Raw genomic sequence first — 18,254 nt, 5'->3', positions numbered from 1 at the left:
CCACCCACGTTAGTGATCCTGCGTCAGCTTGACTAAGTCTTTGCCGTCGGCGCGCCCTTTTCGAGCCCCCTGCTGCACCCCTTGCCCGATGGCGCGCGTCTGTGCCCACCCGCTTCCCGCTCCCAACAGTAGGACCAGAACGTCCGGCTGACGGGCCGTACGTCCCGTCTATGGGGTGGAGGAGTCCGCAATGGGTGGCGAGATGCGAAACGGCTGGGGTATGGCGGAGTGGATTCGGCTGATGGTGCTCGTGGGGCTCATCGTGCTCATCACGGCCGGTCCCGCTTCCGGCGACCTCTGGTCCGTTGCGGCGGGGGCGGCAGGCGAGCTCCTCGTACAGGTGGCGTCGCACTCCCCCATCGGCCGGCGTCCGCTCCCGCCCGTCGTCCAGGACCGGACGCCGGAGGCCGGGCCGGTCACGAGGCCGACGGAGCGGCCCGTACCGATGGAGCACGACGACTGCGGTATGCGAGACGGCGGGTGTGACCGGTGAACCGTTCCGGGCAGGGCAATCACCTCGGGGCCGGTCAGGTCGCGTCAGGTGCCGAGGCCTCCGACGCGGGCGACCAGGAGGGCGATGTCGTCGTCCGCCGCGGCCGGGACGAGGTGGGTGATCAGCGAGTCGCAGAGGTGGTCCAGCTGCCGCTGGGGGTCCGCGAGCAGGCGTGTCATTTCGTCCAGCCGCTCGTCGATGTCGCAGCCGCGCGCTTCGATCAGCCCGTCGGTGTAGAGCGCGAGGAGGCTGCCGGGAGGGACGTCGATCTCGGTGGAGGTGAAGGCGACGCCCCCGACCCCCAGGGGGACACCGGGCGGGGTGTGCAGGAGCCGGACCGTCCCGTCGGGGAGGGCGAGGGCCGGCGGCGGGTGTCCGGCCCGGGTGACGGTGCAGTGCCCGGTGGCCGGGTCGCAGACGACGTACAGGAAGGAGGCCAGCATCGGTTCGGCCAGGTCGGAGAGGGTGGCTTCCAGGTGGTGCAGCAGCCGGATGGGCGACAGGTCCAGGCGCGCGAGGGCCCGTACGGAGGCGGACAGCCGGCCCATGACCGCGGCCGCGGCGATGCCGTGCCCCATGACGTCGCCGATGAGCAGGCCCGCCTTGCCTCCGGCCAGGGACAGGACGTCGTACCAGTCCCCGCCGACCTCGTTGACGTCGCTCGCGGGAAGGTAGCGGTGGGCCACGGCGATGCCCGGGGGCGGGGTGATGTGCTGGGGGAGCATGCTGCGCTGGAGGATGACGGCGGTCTCGTGCTCGCGGTGGTAGAGACGGGCGTTGTCGATGCTGAGGGCGGCGCGGGCCGCCAGCTCACCGGCGAGGGTGACGTCTTCGGATCCGAACGGCCCGATCGGGCGGGTGCGGTAGAAGGTGGCGACGCCGAGCACCGCCTCCCTGGCCACGAGGGGCGCCATGAAGAACGAATGCACGCCCACCGAGAGCAGTTGTGCGGGTTTGGACGTGTGCCGGGCCGCGGAGGCGACGGCCCGATCGTCGAGACGGGCGACCAGGAAGGGCTGCCGGGCCGCGAGGGCCTGGGTGTAGGGGGCGGCCGCGGGGAAGGTGAGCGTCCGGCCGAGGGGGGCGAGGATGTCGGTCACACGGGATCCGGACAGCGGAGCCTTGCCCAGCCGCCGCAAGGCGACCCCGCCGGTCAGCCCCATGCCGGGGTCGTCCCCGTGGGCCAGTACGTCCAGGACGTCCACGGTGACGGCATCGGCCAGGCGCGGTACGGCGAGATCGGCGAGTTCCTGTGCGGTGCGCTCCAGGTCCAGACTGGAGCCGACCCGCATGCTGGCCTCACTGAGCATGGCCAGCCTGCGCCGTCCCGCTTCGGCTTCGACGTGGTCGCGCTGCTGCTCGGTGATGTCGGCTAGCGTGGCGATGACACCGATCGGCATGCCGGCGGGATCCTCGACCCGGACGTAGGAACACGACCACACCCGGTCGTGGTCCGGCTCGGCGGGCGTCCGTCCGACACGGCGGCGGTCCAGGAGGGGGCGGCCGGTCTCCAGGACCTGCCGCATGGCCTCCTCCATCTCCAGGGCGTTCACCTCGGGGAGGATCTCGGCCAGGCGGCGGCCCACGTGCGCCGATTCCGGCAGGCCGTTCATGGCTTCGAGCGCGGCATTGACCTGCAGGAACCTCAGCTGTGTGTCGAGGATCGCGATGCCGACCGGGGAGCGCGCGAACAGGCCGTCCCACACCGCCGACGACCCCCGGATGCGCCGTGCCGCGTGGGCGTCCGCAGCGAAGACCAGCACCGTGGCCGTGCCGTGCCGGCGGTCTGACACCGGAGCGGCCCAGATCTCCAGCTCCAGCGGGTGCCCGTCGCGGTGCCAGGCGGTCACCGTGCCCATCACGCCCCGTCCCGCGGCCGCGGCTTCCCACAGGGAGCGGCCCAGACTGCGGTCCGCGCCCGGATGGAGCAGGTCCGCGATGTTGCGGCCCAGCATCTGCGGCGGAGCATGGCCCAGCAATTCCTGCGCGACCTGGTTCCAGCGCACGATCGTCCCGTCGGCGCTGGTGGCCACCAGCGCGACCGGCAGCGCGCCCAGCCATCCGCCGGCAGCCTGCGCGGCGCTGCTGATCAGCTCGTCGACCGGTATGGGCTCGTTCATCTGGCACCCGCATCCAACGCCGGGGTGTCCTCCACGCCTCCATCGTCTGCCGGTCGGCGTGACGCCGCCTCCCGGTCCGCCTCTGCTACGCAGCACCGCCAGCCGATCACCGACAGTCACCCCGGGGGGCGCTGGGCGCGGCGTCCGGAGCCGCCTCCCCCCTCCTGCGGAGCCCGCTGGTCCGAACCGGCGACCCGGAGCCCTCCCCGGTGTCGCGCCGGGCACGGCCGGGGAGGCGTGAAGGGCTCCGACAGAGAACGAACAGAAAAACGAACAGAGAACGAGGGATGGCCGTGGCGAAGGCATATCTGGTGGGCAGTGGGATCGCGTCGCTCGCGGCGGCGGCGTACCTGGTGCGCGACGGCGGATTCGACGGGAGCGACATCGTGATCCTGGAGGAGCAGGACCGCGAGGGCGGCAGTCTGGACGCCGCGGGCTCGCCCGACACCGGATACACCATGCGCGGCGGACGCATGTTCGAGATCCACTTCGACTGCACCTACGAGCTCCTCTCCTCCATCCCCTCGCTGGACGACCCGGGCACCTCGGTCACCGAGGACACGTTCGCCTTCCACGAGGACTTCGCGTGGGAGGACCGGGCCCGCCTGGTCGACGGACACGGGAACATCATCGACGCGCACTCGATGACGTTCACCGAGCGCGACCGCCTCGAGCTCGTCAGGTGCGTGGCCACCCCCGAGGCACTGCTGGACGGCAAGCGCATCTCGGACCTGTTCCACGAGGAGTTCTTCACCACCAACTTCTGGGCGATGTGGTGCACCACCTTCGCGTTCGAGCCCTGGCACAGCGCGATCGAGTTCCGCCGCTACCTCAACCGCTTCGTCCACCTGTTCAAGGACTTCGACACCATGTCGGGGATCTACCGCACCCGGTTCAACCAGTTCGACTCGATCGTCCGCCCCCTGCTGGCCTGGCTCACCGCCCAGGGCGTCACCCTCCGGCTGGGCACCCGTGTGACCGATCTGCGCCTGGCCGACGGCGATGCGCTGACGGTGGAGGCCCTCAGTTGGGAGCGCGGCGGGAAGAGCGGGGAGACCGTCATCGGCCCGGAGGACCTGGTGCTGGTCACCAACGGCTCGATGACCGCGAACTCCACCCTGGGCTCCACGGACACCGTCCCGGCCCTGGACACGACCTCCTCCAGTGGCGCCTGGCAGCTCTGGGAGACGCTCGCCGCCAAGCGTCCCGGAGCCGGGCTGGGCCACCCGAAGGTGTTCAACTCCTCGACGAAGGACTCCACCTGGGAATCGTTCACGGTCACCACCAAGGACCCGCTCTTCTTCAAACTGATGGAGGAGTTCAGCGGCAGCGAGGCGGGCAAGGGCGGCCTGATCACCTTCAAGGAGTCCAGCTGGCTGCTGACCATCGTGCTGAACCACCAGCCGCACTTCCGCGAGCAGCCCGAGGACACGTTCGTATGGTGGGGTTACGCCCTGTTCCCCGACAAGCAGGGCGACTTCGTCCGCAAGCCCATGTCCGCGTGGACGGGCCGCGAGATCCTCGACGAGGTGCTTCAGCACCTGCCCTTCGCGGAGCGGCAGCGGATCCTGGACGGCTCCGTCGTGATCCCCGCGCTGATGCCGTACATCACCAGCCAGTTCCTGGTCCGCAAGGCCGGCGACCGCCCGCAGGTCGTCCCCGCGGGCTCCACCAACCTCGCCTTCATCGGCCAGTACGCCGAGGTCCCCGACGACGTGGTCTTCACCGTCGAGTACTCCGTGCGCACCGCCCGGACCGCGGTCGCCCGGCTGCTGGGACTCGACACCATGCCCCCGCCCGTCTACAAGGGCGGACACGACCCCAGGATCCTCGTCGAGGCCCTCGAGACCCTGCACTGGCACTGACCGGGCGCGGACGCGAGCGGGCGGGAGCGGGCGGGCGTCACGGCCCGGGTCGGGCAGGCCCGCCGTCCAGCCCGTGGCGGCCGGCCCCGGCAGCGAAACGGGCGGCGCCGGTCACGGCCTCGGCGGCGAGCGAGACGGTGCCGTGCCGGAACTCGACGGCCAGGGCGGCGCTCTCGTCGAGGCCTTCCTGTTCGAGGACCGACATGCGGTCGTGGCGCATGCAGGTCTGCGGGAGCGTCGCCAGGTGCGCCGCGAGGTCCTGGGCCGTCGTCAGCGCCTCCCCGACGGGGACCACGCGGTGGACGAGACCGATGTGGTGGGCCTCGGCCGCATCGACGGCCCTGCCGGTGAGGATCATGTCCATCGCCCGGCTCGTGCCGATCAGGCGGGGCAGCCGTACCGTTCCGCCGTCGATGAGCGGTACGCCCCAGCGACGGCAGAACACCCCGAACACCGCGCTCTCGTCGGCCACCCGGAGGTCCGCCCAGAGCGCCAGTTCCAGACCGCCGGCCACCGCGTGCCCGCTGATGGCGGCGATGACCGGCTTGGAGAGCCGCATCCGGGAGACGCCCATGGGGCCGTCGCCGTCCGCCGCGACACGGTTGCCCCTGCCTTCGCCGATGGCCTTCAGGTCGGCGCCCGCGCAGAAGGTTCCGCCTTCGCCGTAGAGGACGGCAACGGCCGATTCCGGGTCGGCGTCGAAGACACGGAACGCCTCGGCCAGCGCCGTCGCGGTGGTCAGGTCCACGGCGTTGCGGACGTGCGGCCGGTTCAGGCTGATCGTCGTCACCGCGCCGCTGCGCCGGACCCGTACCGGATCAGCGGCGATGTCGTGCTCGGATGCCATGGGAGGGTCTCCTGGAGTGGTCAACTCGTGCTGTCGGAGCGGAACTCGTGGACCCGCCCCATCCTGGCAGTCCCCGCCAGTCCCCGTCAGCCGGCCGCGGCAGGTGTACGGGCGAAGTGGCGGGCCGTGGGAACCAGTGCTGCGGCTGCCGGTACGGCGAAGCAGGCCGCGGCGCACACGGCGAGTACCGCAGGGGCGCCGAAGGCGGTGATGGCCGGGGCGATGAGGGCCAGGCCGACCGGGGCGAGGCCGTAGGAGACGAGGAAGTCCAGCGAGGAGACGCGCGCCAGCTTGTCCGGGGCGACCTCGCGCTGGGTGGCCGTGAACCAGGGGACGTTGAACAGTTCGATCCCGGTCCCGGCGACGGCGTACGCGGCGATGACCACGGCGGGATGCACCGGCAGCACCAGGCTCAGGGGGGCGAAACCGTACGCGGCGAGGCCGGCGAAGGCGGCCCAGCCCTGGGCACGGGGTCGCCAGCGGGCGATGACCAGGGCGCCGCCGAGGGCGCCGACCGTGTACGCGGTCATGGCGGCGGCCAGCACCCATTCCGTGCCGTAGCGGTCCCGGCTGATCAGCGGCAGGGCGACGCTGGTCGCGGAGTAGCCGAGCGCGATGACCGCGGTGAGCGAGGCGAGGCCCGCCAGGAACCACGGGTGGCGGCGGGCTTCGCGTATGCCGTCCGCGAACTCCGCGCGGAAGGAGGCCCGCGCCGCGGGCCCGGCGGCGGTGACGGGGGCCGCGACGGGGGTGCCCCGGCCCGGGACGAGAGCGGCGACCAGCCAGAGCAGGCCGATGCCGAGCAGCAGGGTCCACACGTCCAGGAAGGCCGCGAGCAGGGCGGTCAGCGCCGGGCCGGACAGGGTGGAGCTGCGGACGGCCAGCGTCATGGCGGCGTTGGCCCGCTGCCTGCCCTCCGGGGCCACGACCTCGGCGGTGAGCGCCTGGAAGGCGGGGCGGCACGCGCCCTGGCCGGCGCCGGCCAGGGCTGCGGCGAGGGTCATCAGCAGGACCGAGCGGCCGAGCCCGGCGGCGAGGAGGGGGGCGGCAGCGGCGGCCGCCAGGGCCGACCAGAGGACGACCGCCCGGCGGGAGTGGCGGTCGGCGAGTACACCGCCGACGGCGACCGCGGCGAGGAAACCGGCGGTTCGCGCGGCGAGCACGAGGCCGAGGCCCGCCGGGCTGAGCTCTCGGTGCAGCACCGCGAGACCGAGGACGAAGGGCAGCGCCCAGGTCGCCAGGCCGGAGGCGGTGGTTCCTGCCCACAGGCGGAGAAACGCGACATCACGCAGGACGGATGGCGTCGCGACGGGCGGATCGGTTTTGGCTGGGGCGGGCGTGGATGAAGTCGCCACGGGGCGTTGCTCCCTTGTTGACGGTCGGACGGGGCCGGGGGTGGCGGTGCATCAACAGGCCGCAGGGACCGAGCGGTTGCGGCCGGTGATGCCGAAGGGGTTCTTCCGGGCGGTCACCCGGCGGGAAGCCACCCCCGAGCAGTTATTGAACATGATAATCATTAATGTATCGTCTGCGGCTGCGGCACTCCTGCCACTGCCCGCGACCAGAACCACGCTCCTTCCAGACCGGAGAACCCATGCGTCATCCCGTCCGCCTCGGTATCGCCCTCACCGTCGTCCTCGCGACCGCCGGCTGCTCGGCGACCGCCGACGGCTCCGCCCCGGACCGCCAACCCGCGGCCCCCGCCGCAGGCAAGGCGGCGGGCTTCAGCAGCTGCGGCCGGCACCTGGCCTTCGACGGGCCGCCCCGCCGGGCCGTGGCCCTGGACCAGGCCTCGACCGAGATCCTGCTCGAGCTCGGACTTCAGGAGCGCATGGCCGGAACGGCCAACCTGAAGACGAAGATCCCGGCGAAGTACCAGGCCGCCTACGCCAAGGTCCCCGTCATCGCACCGAAGATCGCCACCGGCGAGCAGCTGCGCTCCGCCACCCCCGACTTCGTCGTCGCCGGCTCCGGCGACCTCTACACGAAGGACCGGGCGGGCACCCGCGAGGAGCTGGAGGCCCTGAAGGTCCCCACTTTCGTCAGCGCCGTCGACTGCCCCCAGCAGAACGAGCCCGGCAAGACCGCCTTCGACCTGCTCTTCACCGACTACGAGAACCTGGGCAAGGCCTTCGGCGCGGAAGAGCCCGCCGGCAGGCTCGCCGCCGAGCAGCGCGCCGCGGTCGCGAAGGCCGGGGAGACCGGCGCGAAGGTCAAGGACCAGCCGACCGTCGTCTACCTCTACTCCGTCTTCAACGGGATGCCGTACGTGGCCGGCAAGACCGGCCTGCCCAGCGAGATGAGCCGGATTGTCGGGGCCAGGAACGCCTTCGACGACGTGAACGAGGACTGGCCGGAGGTCTCCTGGGAGGAAGTCGCCAAGCGCGACCCGGACTTCATCGTCATCGGCGCCCTCTCCGAGCGCGGCCGGCCGGGCGACAGCGCCGCCGAGAAGCGCGACACGATGGCCCGGCACCCGGTGGTCTCCCAGCTCGGCGCCGTACGCGACAACAAGATCATCGAAGTGCCGGGCATCGAACTCGACCCGTCCGTACGCTCCGTGCACGCACTCGAGCTGCTCGCCGCGGGGATGCGGGACCTCGGGCATGCCCGCTGACCCGGTTGACGGCCGTCCGGGACCGCTGGATCTGCTGCATCCGACGGCCCGCCAGGCCCCGGTGGCCGCGGCTGCCGCGACTGCCGCGGCGGCCGTCGTCCCGTCATCCGCGCCGCCCCCGGCCGGCCGGTCCGCGCCCGCCCGGGCCGGGCTGTTCCTCGCCGCCGCCGCGGGCCTGGCCGTCTCGATGGCGTGGGCGTTGCGCATCGGCACCGCCGACGTGGGATGGGGCGACCTGGGCGCGGTGTTCGGCAGCCGGCTCGGCCTGGCCGTCCCACCGCTGCCGCCGCTGGCGGACTCGCTGATCTGGGACCTGCGCATGCCGCGGGTGCTGATGGCCGCCCTGGTCGGCGCCTCCCTCGCGGTGTGCGGCACGGTGCTGCAGGCGGTCACCCGCAACGCCCTCGCCGACCCGTACCTCCTCGGCGTGTCCTCGGGTGCGTCGACCGGAGCCGTGGCCGTCGTGGTCCTCGGCGTGGGCGCCGGCACGGTCGGGGTGACCGGCGGCGCCCTGCTCGGCGCACTGCTCTCCTTCGGACTGCTGCTCCTGCTGCTGCGGCGGACCGGCCTGGACTCGGTGCGCATCGTGCTGACGGGGGTGGTCGTGGGCCAGCTCTTCACCGCGCTGACCTCGCTGACGCTGATGGCTTCGGCCGACGCGGACACCACCCGGGCGGTCACCCACTGGCTGCTGGGCTCGATGGCACCCGCCCGCTGGGACGCGGTCCTCGTCTGTGCCGTCGTCACGCCCCTGGGGCTGGCGGCCGCGTGGCTGTGCTCGAACGCCCTCGACGGGCTCGCGTTCGGCGCCGACACCGCCGCGTCCCTGGGGATCGGCGTACGCGGCACCCGGCTGCTGCTGCTCGTGGTGACGGCCGTACTGACCTCCGTGGCGGTCGCGACCGTCGGCGCCATCGGCTTCGTCGGGCTGATCGTGCCCCACGGGGTGCGGTTCCTGATCGGGCCGGCGCACCGGGTCCTCCTTCCGTACGCGGCCCTCTGCGGCGCGGTGTTCCTGGTGTGGACGGACGCCCTGGCGCGGGTCGCCTTCGCGCCCCGGGAACTGCCGGTGGGCGTGATCACCGCACTGCTCGGCGTCCCGCTGTTCCTCCTGGTCCTGCGCAAGAGGGGTGAGCTGTGAGGATCACCGCCGAACGGCTGAGCTGGTCCGCGGCGGGCACGCCCGTCGTCCGCGCAGTCGACCTGGACATCGCCCCGGGCGAGACCGTCGGACTGCTCGGGCCCAACGGGTCGGGCAAGTCCTCCCTGCTGCGCTGCCTCGCGGGCCTGCGCGCCCCGGACGCGGGGACCGTGCTGTACGACGGCGAGTGCGTGCGGCGGTGGGGCGCGCGCCGTATCGCCCGCCATGTCGCCTTCGTCGAGCAGGACCCGGGATCGGACAGCGACCTGAGCGTCGCGGACGTCGTGGGCCTGGGCCGCACCCCCTTCCGGGACCGCTGGCGCGGACCGGGTGCGGCCGACCGGGCCGTCGTCGCTGCCGCGCTGGACCGCGTCGGGCTCACCGCACTCGCCGACCGGTCCTGGCGGGCCCTTTCGGGGGGTGAGCGCCAGCGCGCCCACATCGCCCGCGCGCTGGCCCAGCAGCCGTACTGCCTGCTGCTCGACGAGCCGACGAACCACCTGGACGTGAAACACCAGTTGGACCTGCTGGAGCTGCTGGCCGGTACCGACCAGACCGTCCTGGTGGCGCTGCACGACCTGTCCCTGGCCGCCCGGTACTGCGACCGCCTGGTGCTGATGCACCACGGGCGGCTGGTCTCCTCCGGCACCCCCGAGGCCGTCCTGACCCCCGAGCGCCTCGCCGAGGTCTTCGAGGTCGACGCCGAACTCACCACCGACGCCCTGGGCAACCGCGCGGTCGCCTACCGCCGCCGCGCCTTCGCCCCCTCCACCCCGCTCCCCCTGTGACAAGGAATCCCACCATGACGACCACCACGCCCACGCCCACTGCCTCCGCCTCATCCGCGTCATCCACCTCATCCACCCCTGCGCTTCGTACCGTTGACGCACTGACGACGTCCGTGCTGGCCGGTGAGCACGGGCCGCTGCCCTCCGAACTCGTCGCGACGAGCGTGTTCTGGATCCACCACGGCACCCGCCTCGCCGGCGGCGACACCACCTACCTCAACCAGTACGTGCTGGTACGTCTCGGCGGCTCCTTCGGCGGATGCGCCTTCGAAGCCGGCGAGATCGACCCGGACGTCTGCCGCGACTCCTCCGGTACCCCGCTCGACGTCCTGCTCCGCGAGGCACCCCGCCCCCTGCGCATGGCGGCCCTCGACGCCTACCTCGCCGAAGCCCGCCCGCACGCGAGCGCCGCGGACGCGGGGGAAGCCGAGGCGGTCGTCCTGCCGGCCGGGACGCCGGAAGTCCGCGCGAAGGCCCGTGACGCGGCGATCGCCGGGCTGCTCGACCTCCCGGCGGGAGCGAAGGTCGGCCTCATCGGCGTGGTCAATCCCCTGGTCGCCGCGATCCGCGAGCGCGGCGCCGTGCCCCTGCCCTGCGACTTCAACCTGAAGACGACCCAGTGGGGAGACCCCGTCACCGACGACATGCACCAGGTCCTCGACGCAGCGGACGCCGTCGTCGCCACCGGAATGACCCTCGGCAACGGCTCGTTCGACACGGTCCTGGACCGCTGCCGGTCCCGGGGGATCCCCCTGGTGGTGTACGCGCAGAGCGGGAGCGCCGTGGCCCGCGCCTTCCTGGGGGCGGGGGTGACCGCGCTGTCGGCGGAGCCGTTCCCCTTCTCCCAGTTCAGCGCCGACCCCACGCGGCTGTACCGCTACCGGTCCGCGACCGGGGCCGGGGCCGGGGCCGGGGCCGGGGCCGGGGCCGGGGAGTGAGCGTGGCCGACCGGGACACCGTCGCGTACGGCACTTCCTCCCCCACGACAAGGAATTCCGACATGGACCAGCACTTCGCGGAGTCGGTCGGCCGCCCCGACCTGATACGCCTCGACGACCGCCTCGTCTGCCTCCGCTTCGAGACCATGAAGGTGGTCTCCGCGCTCGCGGCGGTCCGGCACCTGCTCGACACCGGAGTCGTCCGGCGCGGCGACACCCTGCTGGACAGCTCCAGCGGTATCTACGCCCACGCCCTCGCGCTGGCCTGCCACCGCTACGGCATGCGGTGCCACATCGTCGGTTCCACCACGGTCGACCGCACCCTGCGCACCCAACTCGCCGGGCTCGGCGCGACGCTGGAGCAGATGGCGCCGTGCAGCGACCTCAAGCTCGACCAGAAGCGCCGGGTCGAACGCGTCCACGAGATCCTCGCCGCACACCCCGAGTACCACTGGATGCGCCAGTACCACGACGACATCCACTACCTCGGCTACCGCTCCATCGCCGAGCGCATCCGGCGAGCGGCCGGAACCGAGGCGCTGACCATCGTCGGCGGCGTGGGGACGGGCGCCTCGACCGGAGCCCTCGCGAGGTACCTCCGTGCGGACGACCCCGGTGTCGAACTCGTCGGCGTGCAGCCGTACGGCAGCGTCACGTTCGGCGCCGAGCACGTCGCCGACCCCGAGATCATCATCGCCGGGATCGGCAGTTCGATCCCGTTCGGGAACGTCGCCCACGAGCTGTACGACGTCCTGCACTGGATCTCCTTCGACGCCGCCCGCGCCGGCAGCGTCGACCTGCTGCGCCGCCACGCGGTGTTCGCGGGGCTCTCCACGGGGGCCGGGTACCTCGCAGCCCGCTGGGAACGCGACCGCAGCCCCGGGCGGACCGTCCTGTTCATCGCCCCCGATACCGGCCACCGGTACGTGGACAGCGTCTACGCCCGCCCCGGTCCGGCCGCGCGCCTGGAGGACTTCGCGCCGCACGCGGTGGCGGCCCAGGACGAACTCGCCCTCCCCTGGTCCCGCATGCGGTGGAACCGCTCGCCGGCGCCGGCAGCAGGCCGCGCGGGCGCCCTCACGCCGGCCTAGTGGCGCGTCGGGCAATGTTTGCCCGTCAAGGAGCGGCGTCCGGTGCGTGCTCTCGGCGTGCCGGCGACGCCGCGGACCTCCGTCAGACACCCCCTAGTCCAGTTCGCCGGCCTCGAAGGCGACGAGGTCGTCCTTGCGGAGCAGTGCGCTGATCCGGGCGCCGGCCCGCGCGTCGAGGACGCCGCCGCCGGAAGCGTCCGCGGCGTCGGCGGTGGCGGGGGTGGGGGCGGTGCCGGCGCCCAGCATCCCGGCGATCTCCCGGCCGTGCAGGTCGACCGACGCCTCGACCAGTTGCGCCAGCGCCGCGGCCGCCGCCCGTGCCCGGATCGCCGCCGTGGCCAGGGTGACGACGGCGACCGGGGCCGCCGGCCACCACCAGCCGCCGAGGACGAGGTACAGCACTCCCCATGCGGTCAGCCGCGCGGCGGACCGGTACGCCGCGTACGCCTGCGTCAGCTCCTCCCGCGTGCTGTCCGGCACGGCCAGCCAGAGCGCCGGCCACCACGCCGTCAGGTCGACCCGGTAGGCGTGGTGGACCCGTACGTCCGCGGCGCGCAGCCGGTCCCCGATCCACGTCGGGCGTTCGGCCGGCACGAGGGATATCCGCGCGCACCGGACCATCGCCTCGCGCAGGGCCGCCCGCGCCGCCGGATCGGCCCCGTACGGGGGCGTGGCCGACCGGATGACGGCCGTACGCCGCAGCCGGACCTGCTCCTGCGCCCGCTGCCACCGCCGCCTGCGCTGTCGGGCCAGCGGGCGCAGGGGCCACCAGCGGCCCTCGGCGGACCACAGCCGTTCCACGAAGAACCCCAGGGCCGAGGCGCCGAGTCCCGCCGCCGCGGAGGCCGCCAGCACGCCGGCCGCGACGAGCACGCTGATGCCGGTCTTCCCGCTCGCCTGCGTGGCGGCCAGCCGGTCGAGCCAGGCACCCAGTGCGGCCGCTTCCAGCGCGCGCCGGTGTCCCAGCACGGAGGCGACGGTGACCGCGGCCACGAACAGCGCACCGGGCAGGACGAGCAGCGCGAGCCAGCGCTCGGCGAACCGCTTGCCGAGCTCGCCGAGGAAGGCGTTCACAGCGGGATCTCGACCCGCACGAGGGGAGTCTCCAGCGCCGCACACGTCGGGGGGCGGCCCTCGTCACCCAGCGGTGTGAGGCGTACGCAGCGCCGCGGCGCCGGGCAGACCCACCCCCGCAGCACCCGGTGGCCGCCCTCGCCCGGCAGTGGCTGGTACGCGCGGCTGCCCGTGGTCAGCCCGTCGATCCCGTGCACCGCGAAGCCCTCGTCGACCGCGTCCAGGTCCCCTCGTACCGCTTCGAGATCCGTCCCCCGCCGTAGCGCGTCCAGCACCCGCTCCAAGGCCTCGGCGACGCCGTACCGTTCGGCGCGGAGCGTCAATTCGCCGCCCGCCAGGTGCGCGCACAACCGCTCGATCCGGTGATCCATGTCCGACATCCGACCTCCCAGGGCGTCATGATGACAGACGATCAAATACCCAGAGCACCGGACGCCTCACCGAAAGTGACCAGCTTGCAGCCCGACGGATACCCTGAACTGCGCGCCCGGGCCACGCTGTTCGAGGAGAGCGGCGATCCGCGTCCGCTCTGCGACCCGCAGACCGCGGAGCACGCCCTCCGGATGGCCGGCGCCTGGCGGGCCCATCCCGACGGTGCGGACTTCGACGTCGTGTACACCGTGGCCACGCTGCTGTGGCAACGCCATCTGTGCCAGCGGCGGACACCGGGCGCGCGCCGCACCGACGGCCGGGCGGAACGGCGTGCCGCGCTCTTCCTCTACGCCTGGACGGACGCCTTCCTCCCCGCGTTCGTCCCGGCGGACGTGCGGGAGGCCGTACGCCGACTCCCCCGGCTGCCGCGCAGCTTCAGGCGCCTGCGCAAGGATCCCGCGGAGCGGCTGTCCGCCCTCGTGCGGCACGGCCTCGCCGCCCTCAACCGCTACGACGCCCTGCTCGACCGGTCCACCCTGCGGCTGGGCCTCGCCCTGATGCGCGAGGCCGTCGACGGCACACCCGCGGGCAGCCCCCACGCCCACACGCTGGGAGTGGCGGCGCGCACCGCGGCGGGCACCGGACTGCAGCGCGTGCTCGACCTCACCGGCGACCTCCGGGCGCTCATCGAAGCCCTGTCCCTCAGCCGCGAGGCGGTGGAGCGCTGCCCCCGCGACCACCCCGAACGCCCCCTGGTGCTCTTCAACTTCGCCACTCTGCTGCTGGACCGCCACGTGCGCGCCGGCGACGAGCGCGCACTGGGCGAGAGCCTGCGCTTCGGCCTGGACGCGCTGGCTCTGACCTCGGCCGCGGACCCGGACCGCCGCGAGCGGCTGGCCCACGTCGCGCACGTGCACTCCCTCCAGTACGACCGGACGCGTGATCCGGCTCACCTGCGCAGGGCGGTCACCCGGGGCCGTGAGGCGGTCCACAGCCGGCCGTCGGAGCCCCCCGTCCGGGACGGCAGGCTGCTGTACAACCTCGCCAAGGATCTGCACACCCTGTACGAGGCCGACGGTGAGCTGCAGGCCCTGCGCGAGGCCGTGGCCACGCAGCGCAGGGCCGTGGCCGCCACGCCGAAGGACTCCCCGAAGTGGCCCGGCCGGCGGCACAACCTGGCCGTGTTCCTCGTGGACCTGGCCGAGGCCACGCACGACGCCGCGACGGTCGACCTCGCGGTCGCCCTCACCCGGGAGAACCTCCGGCACGCACCACCCGGCCACCCCGAACACCGCGAGTCCCTCAACAACTCGTACCGCGCCCTGGCCTTGAGCGTCTGGGAGCTCGGCCGCCCGGAAGGGGCCGCGGAACTGCTGGACCTCGCCCGGGGCCGGGTCACGGCCGCCGGACCCGACTCCTTCCGCGAGGCGATGCCGGTGCTCGCCCAGACCCTCAAGCGGGTGTACGACACCACGGGCGAGCTGAGGACGCTGCTGGACTGCGCCGATGTCCACCGGTCCCTGACCGGCGCGGCCGCTGCCGGAAACCAGCCGGCCGACCGCGCGGACCAGGCGAGGGGACTGCTCGCCCTGGTGGACGTGCTGCACACCCTGTACCAGCGGCGCGGAGACCTCGACACGCTCGAGGAGGCCGAGCTGCTCGCACGGCGGGCCCTGGCGCTCACTCCCTCCCACGGCATCATGCGTGCGAGGGCCCTGGCCGGGCTGGGCGACGTGCTGGAGAGTGCCGCGGAGCGGGCCACCGACGCGGACACGTACCTGGCGCGCGCCATGGAGGCGGCCGGCCACGGCATGGCGGCCGCGGCGGCCTGTCCCAAAGCCGACGGACAGTACCCGGCTCTGCTGCTGCGTGCCGGGCAGGCATGGCTGGACGTGTACCGGCGAACCCGGATCGCGACTGCCCTCGTCAAGGCGAAGCCCTGCGTGGAGGAGGCCCAGGCCCTCCCCCCGGACGAACAGAACGGAGCGGAGGCCCGCGCGCTCCTGGCGCACCTGCTCCTGACGCGGCACCACTGCACCGACGAGGAGGAAGCCCTCCTCGACGGGTTCCCGGACGACCTCCCCCGGGCCGTGACGCTTGCGCGGGCGGCATGTGCGGCCGCGTCCGGAACCGCCTCGCACAGGAAGGACGCGTACGCCTGGCTCCTGGCCCGCGTCCTCGACGCGCAGGCCGCAGCGGGTGGGGTCCCGGAGGCGGCCGTCGAGGCCGAGGAGATCTACCGGGCGATCGCCGCACGGGCCGCCGCGGAACCGCTCGTCCGGCTCGAGGCGGCCGGCGCCCTCGCCGCCAAGGCCATGCAGCGACGGGACGCCACGGCCGCACTGGCCGCCGTGGAACAGGCGATCGCCCGGATTCCGGTGCTCGCTCCGTGGGACCTGCCGCACCGGGACCGGCAGCACCTCCTCCAGGGCACGGCGGGACTCGCCAACCTGACCGCCGCGGCAGCGGTGGCCGCGGGCAGGGCCGAGCGTGCCGTCGAACTGCTCGAGCAGTGCCGCGGCCGGCTCCACGCCGAGGTGCTGCCCGGCCCGGACGGCGAACTCGAAGCGCTGCGGCGCACCCATCCCGCGCTGGCCCGGGCCTACGAGGACCTCCGCGCCGTGCCCGTGCGGGGACCGCGGGACGGCCTCCTCACCACCGGGCCCGCCGAGGAGCGCCACCGCCTCGGCGAGCGGCGGACCGCCCTCCTGGCGCGCATCCGCGCGCTGCCCGGCCACGAGGAGTTCATGCGGCCGCCCGCCATCGACGGGCTGCTCCGGCAGGTGGAACCAGGGCTCGTCGTCCTCGTCTACACCAGTCCGTGGCGGTCCGACGCACTCGTCCTGCGTCCGGGCGCCGCACCCGGACACCGTGTCGAGGCGGTGCCGCTGCCCCTGCTGGTGGCCGAGGAGGCCGCGGCCCACATGGCCCGCCTTCCCGGGATGGTCGACGCTGCGGCCGCGCAGGCCCTTCCCTTCAGCGCCCGCGAGCAGGCGCAAGAGGATCTGCACGCCCTGCTGGAGTGGCTGTGGGACGCCGTCGCCGCACCGGTGCTCGACCATCTCGGCATCGACGGCTCCCGCCCGGCGGCGGGGACTCCGCGGATCTGGTGGTGCCCGGTGGGCTTCTTGTCCCGGCTGCCCCTCCAGGCCGCCGGACGCCACCGCGACGCGCCGCCCGCGCCCGACCGGCTGCCGGCGACCCTGCTGGACCGGACGGTCTCCTCCACGACCACCACGCTGCGCGCGCTGGGCCACTCGCGGTCCCGGGCCCGTGCGCGGCGGAAGCCCGGGAGGGAGGCGCCGGCCGCGCTCGTGGTGGCCCTGCCCGACACACCCGCGGCACCGCCGCTGTCCCAGGCCGCCGCCGAAGCACGCGTCGTCGGCGGATTGCTGGAGCCGACCGGGGTGGTCACCACGCTGGTCGGCGACGAGGCCACCTCGGCCGCCGTACGCACGCACCTGGAGGACCACGGCCTGGTGCACTTCATCTGCCATGGTGTGGGTGACCCTGCGGACCCTTCGCGCAACCGGCTGCTCCTCGCCGACCACGCACGCCGGCCGCTCACCGTCTCGGAAATCGCCGGACTGCGCCTGCGGGAAGCCGAGCTGGTCTACCTCTCGGCGTGCAGCACGGCGATCACGACCCCGCGGCTCGCCGACGAGGCCGTCCACATCACGGCCGCCTTCCAGCTGTCGGGGTATCCGCATGCCATCGGTACGCTCTGGCCGGTCGGCGACAGGGCCGCCGCCGCCGTCGCCGAGGGCTTCTACCGCCGGCTGACCGGCGGGGGCACGCGGGCACCGGACACCGCGGACGCGGCCCTCGCGCTGAACGAGACGCTGCGTGAGCTCCGCGACCGCTATCCGCACACTCCCACCCGCTGGGCGGCGCACCTCCACGCGGGGGCCTGAACCCTGTGGGTCCGACCGGTGCGCGGAGGTTCAGCGGCCGAGGGCCCGCTGCAGTTCGGACTTTTCGCAGCGCCGGTCAGTCCAGCGCGGTGGCGGCCACGGAGAGGTCCGCGACCAGGCCCGAGAAGGCGGCGCTCCGGTCGTCGGACCGCAAGACGGACGACGGATGGACCGTCGCCAGCATCTGGCCGGGCATCTCGTGTGCCTGACCGCCGTCCAGCGTGGGCATCGGCAGGAGTATCCCGCGGCGCTCGCCGACGCGGAACGAGGAGCCGAGCAGCGCCTTGCCCGCCGTTCCGCCCAGTACCACCAGCACGTCGGGGGCGACCAGCCGGAGTTCCTCCACGAGCCAGGGCCGGCAGGCGGTCATCTCCCGCAGGCTCGGGGCCTTGTGGATGCGGCGCTTGCCGCGCGGGGCCACCGTGAACTTGAAGTGCTTGACCACGTTGGTCAGGTAGGGGTCCTCGTCGCCGAGCCCGGCCTCGTCGAGCGCCTTCCGCAGCAGCCGTCCCGCGGGGCCCACGAACGGCTCGCCCTGCACGTCCTCCTGGTCGCCGGGCTGCTCCCCGACCAGCATCAGCCGCGCGTGGGCCGGTCCCTTGCCGAAGACCGTCTGGGTGGCGTCCCGGAACAGGGGGCATCCCCGGCATCCTTCCGCCGCGCGCCGCAGGCTCGGCAGACCGCCGCGTGCCGGCAGGTAGGGGGTCGCGTCGTATCCCTGTCCGGCTTCCAGGGGTCCGGCCGCCGCGGCCGGGGCGGAGCTCGTGCCCGCGTCCATCGCCACCACCTCCGAACCGTGCACCCGGTTCCCTGCGGTCTGGTCCGCCCCGGGCTCGTGACCGCGGGGCGGCAGTCGGCGTCTGCCCGGCGACCACCACCACAAACCGCGGCGCCTGCCCCCTAGGGGGTGTCTGACGGAGGTCCGTGGTGAAGGAGCGGTGTCCGGTGCGTGCTCTCGGCGTGCCGGCCGGATGCCCGCGTACTGGACGTACGT

14 protein-coding genes are annotated in these 18,254 nt (G+C 73.6%); 8 read left to right on the top strand and 6 right to left on the bottom strand.

Annotated features, from left to right (window positions below):
- Positions 1–220 precede the first annotated feature (220 nt).
- The gene (locus ACZ6I1_RS26695) at positions 221–493 is read left to right on the top strand and encodes a hypothetical protein (RefSeq protein WP_469291269.1); all 273 of its coding nucleotides are present in this window, start codon (positions 221–223) and stop codon (positions 491–493) included.
- A 44-nt stretch (positions 494–537) separates the two neighbouring features.
- Here the strand turns inward: ACZ6I1_RS26695 and ACZ6I1_RS26690 are convergent, their stop codons facing one another.
- On the bottom strand, positions 538–2,613 hold the full coding sequence (locus tag ACZ6I1_RS26690; protein ID WP_469291266.1) for a SpoIIE family protein phosphatase: 2,076 nt from the start codon (positions 2,611–2,613) through the stop codon (positions 538–540).
- A gap of 209 nt (positions 2,614–2,822) precedes the next feature.
- On the opposite strand from ACZ6I1_RS26690, the gene ACZ6I1_RS26685 reads away from it, so the two are divergent.
- Complete coding sequence (locus ACZ6I1_RS26685) at positions 2,823–4,478, top strand: oleate hydratase (RefSeq protein WP_469291265.1); 1,656 nt, start codon at positions 2,823–2,825, stop codon at positions 4,476–4,478.
- A gap of 37 nt (positions 4,479–4,515) precedes the next feature.
- Here ACZ6I1_RS26685 and ACZ6I1_RS26680 read toward each other — a convergent pair whose 3' ends face one another.
- Entirely contained in the window at positions 4,516–5,325 is an 810-nt protein-coding gene (locus tag ACZ6I1_RS26680; protein ID WP_469291263.1) for a crotonase/enoyl-CoA hydratase family protein, read from the bottom strand.
- Positions 5,326–5,411: 86 nt separating this feature from the next.
- A complete protein-coding gene (locus ACZ6I1_RS26675; protein WP_469291262.1) occupies positions 5,412–6,680 on the bottom strand; it encodes an MFS transporter in 1,269 nt (422 codons plus the stop codon).
- 239 nt (positions 6,681–6,919) lie between these two features.
- Here ACZ6I1_RS26675 and ACZ6I1_RS26670 point away from each other — a divergent pair, with 239 nt between their 5' ends.
- The 5 genes from ACZ6I1_RS26670 to ACZ6I1_RS26650 all read left to right on the top strand — a co-directional run bounded on the left by ACZ6I1_RS26670 (position 6,920) and on the right by ACZ6I1_RS26650 (position 11,900).
- Complete coding sequence (locus ACZ6I1_RS26670; protein ID WP_469291260.1) at positions 6,920–7,942, top strand: ABC transporter substrate-binding protein; 1,023 nt, start codon at positions 6,920–6,922, stop codon at positions 7,940–7,942.
- Positions 7,932–9,083, top strand: coding sequence for a FecCD family ABC transporter permease (locus tag ACZ6I1_RS26665; RefSeq protein WP_469291258.1), 1,152 nt, complete (start codon positions 7,932–7,934; stop codon positions 9,081–9,083). The genes ACZ6I1_RS26670 and ACZ6I1_RS26665 overlap by 11 nt, the downstream gene beginning before the upstream one ends.
- A complete protein-coding gene (locus tag ACZ6I1_RS26660; RefSeq protein ID WP_469291256.1) occupies positions 9,080–9,871 on the top strand; it encodes an ABC transporter ATP-binding protein in 792 nt (263 codons plus the stop codon). Before ACZ6I1_RS26665 ends, ACZ6I1_RS26660 begins: the two co-directional genes overlap by 4 nt.
- A gap of 14 nt (positions 9,872–9,885) precedes the next feature.
- Positions 9,886–10,809: a Rossmann-like domain-containing protein gene (locus tag ACZ6I1_RS26655; RefSeq protein ID WP_469291254.1), complete on the top strand. Its 924-nt coding sequence runs from the start codon at positions 9,886–9,888 to the stop codon at positions 10,807–10,809.
- A gap of 62 nt (positions 10,810–10,871) precedes the next feature.
- Entirely contained in the window at positions 10,872–11,900 is a 1,029-nt protein-coding gene (locus ACZ6I1_RS26650) for a pyridoxal-phosphate dependent enzyme (RefSeq protein ID WP_469291252.1), read from the top strand.
- Positions 11,901–11,993: 93 nt separating this feature from the next.
- Here ACZ6I1_RS26650 and ACZ6I1_RS26645 read toward each other — a convergent pair whose 3' ends face one another.
- On the bottom strand, positions 11,994–12,974 hold the full coding sequence (locus ACZ6I1_RS26645) for a hypothetical protein (RefSeq protein ID WP_469291250.1): 981 nt from the start codon (positions 12,972–12,974) through the stop codon (positions 11,994–11,996).
- On the bottom strand, positions 12,971–13,354 hold the full coding sequence (locus ACZ6I1_RS26640) for a hypothetical protein (protein WP_469291248.1): 384 nt from the start codon (positions 13,352–13,354) through the stop codon (positions 12,971–12,973). The genes ACZ6I1_RS26645 and ACZ6I1_RS26640 overlap by 4 nt, the downstream gene beginning before the upstream one ends.
- Before the next feature lie 66 nt (positions 13,355–13,420).
- Here ACZ6I1_RS26640 and ACZ6I1_RS26635 point away from each other — a divergent pair, with 66 nt between their 5' ends.
- A complete protein-coding gene (locus ACZ6I1_RS26635) occupies positions 13,421–17,260 on the top strand; it encodes a CHAT domain-containing protein (RefSeq protein ID WP_469291246.1) in 3,840 nt (1,279 codons plus the stop codon).
- A 76-nt stretch (positions 17,261–17,336) separates the two neighbouring features.
- Here the strand turns inward: ACZ6I1_RS26635 and ACZ6I1_RS26630 are convergent, their stop codons facing one another.
- A complete protein-coding gene (locus ACZ6I1_RS26630) occupies positions 17,337–18,038 on the bottom strand; it encodes a UdgX family uracil-DNA binding protein (RefSeq protein ID WP_469291244.1) in 702 nt (233 codons plus the stop codon).
- Between the last annotated feature and the right edge of the window lie 216 nt (positions 18,039–18,254).

The sequence above is a fragment of the Streptomyces sp. NPDC046303 genome, assembly GCF_055588085.1.
The sequence above is the reverse complement of the archived record's forward strand: the minus strand, read 5'-3'. Positions and strand labels throughout refer to the sequence as shown.

Bases quoted from the DNA above. Each gene is read 5' to 3' on its own strand.
- ACZ6I1_RS26695 (WP_469291269.1), top strand. From the start codon at position 221: ATGGCGGAGTGGATTCGGCTGATGGTGCTCGTGGGGCTCATCGTGCTC.
- ACZ6I1_RS26690 (WP_469291266.1), bottom strand. From the start codon at position 2,613: ATGAACGAGCCCATACCGGTCGACGAGCTGATCAGCAGCGCCGCGCAG.
- ACZ6I1_RS26680 (WP_469291263.1), bottom strand. From the start codon at position 5,325: ATGGCATCCGAGCACGACATCGCCGCTGATCCGGTACGGGTCCGGCGC.
- ACZ6I1_RS26670 (WP_469291260.1), top strand. From the start codon at position 6,920: ATGCGTCATCCCGTCCGCCTCGGTATCGCCCTCACCGTCGTCCTCGCG.
- ACZ6I1_RS26665 (WP_469291258.1), top strand. From the start codon at position 7,932: ATGCCCGCTGACCCGGTTGACGGCCGTCCGGGACCGCTGGATCTGCTG.
- ACZ6I1_RS26655 (WP_469291254.1), top strand. From the start codon at position 9,886: ATGACGACCACCACGCCCACGCCCACTGCCTCCGCCTCATCCGCGTCA.
- ACZ6I1_RS26650 (WP_469291252.1), top strand. From the start codon at position 10,872: ATGGACCAGCACTTCGCGGAGTCGGTCGGCCGCCCCGACCTGATACGC.
- ACZ6I1_RS26640 (WP_469291248.1), bottom strand. From the start codon at position 13,354: ATGTCGGACATGGATCACCGGATCGAGCGGTTGTGCGCGCACCTGGCG.
- ACZ6I1_RS26630 (WP_469291244.1), bottom strand. From the start codon at position 18,038: ATGGACGCGGGCACGAGCTCCGCCCCGGCCGCGGCGGCCGGACCCCTG.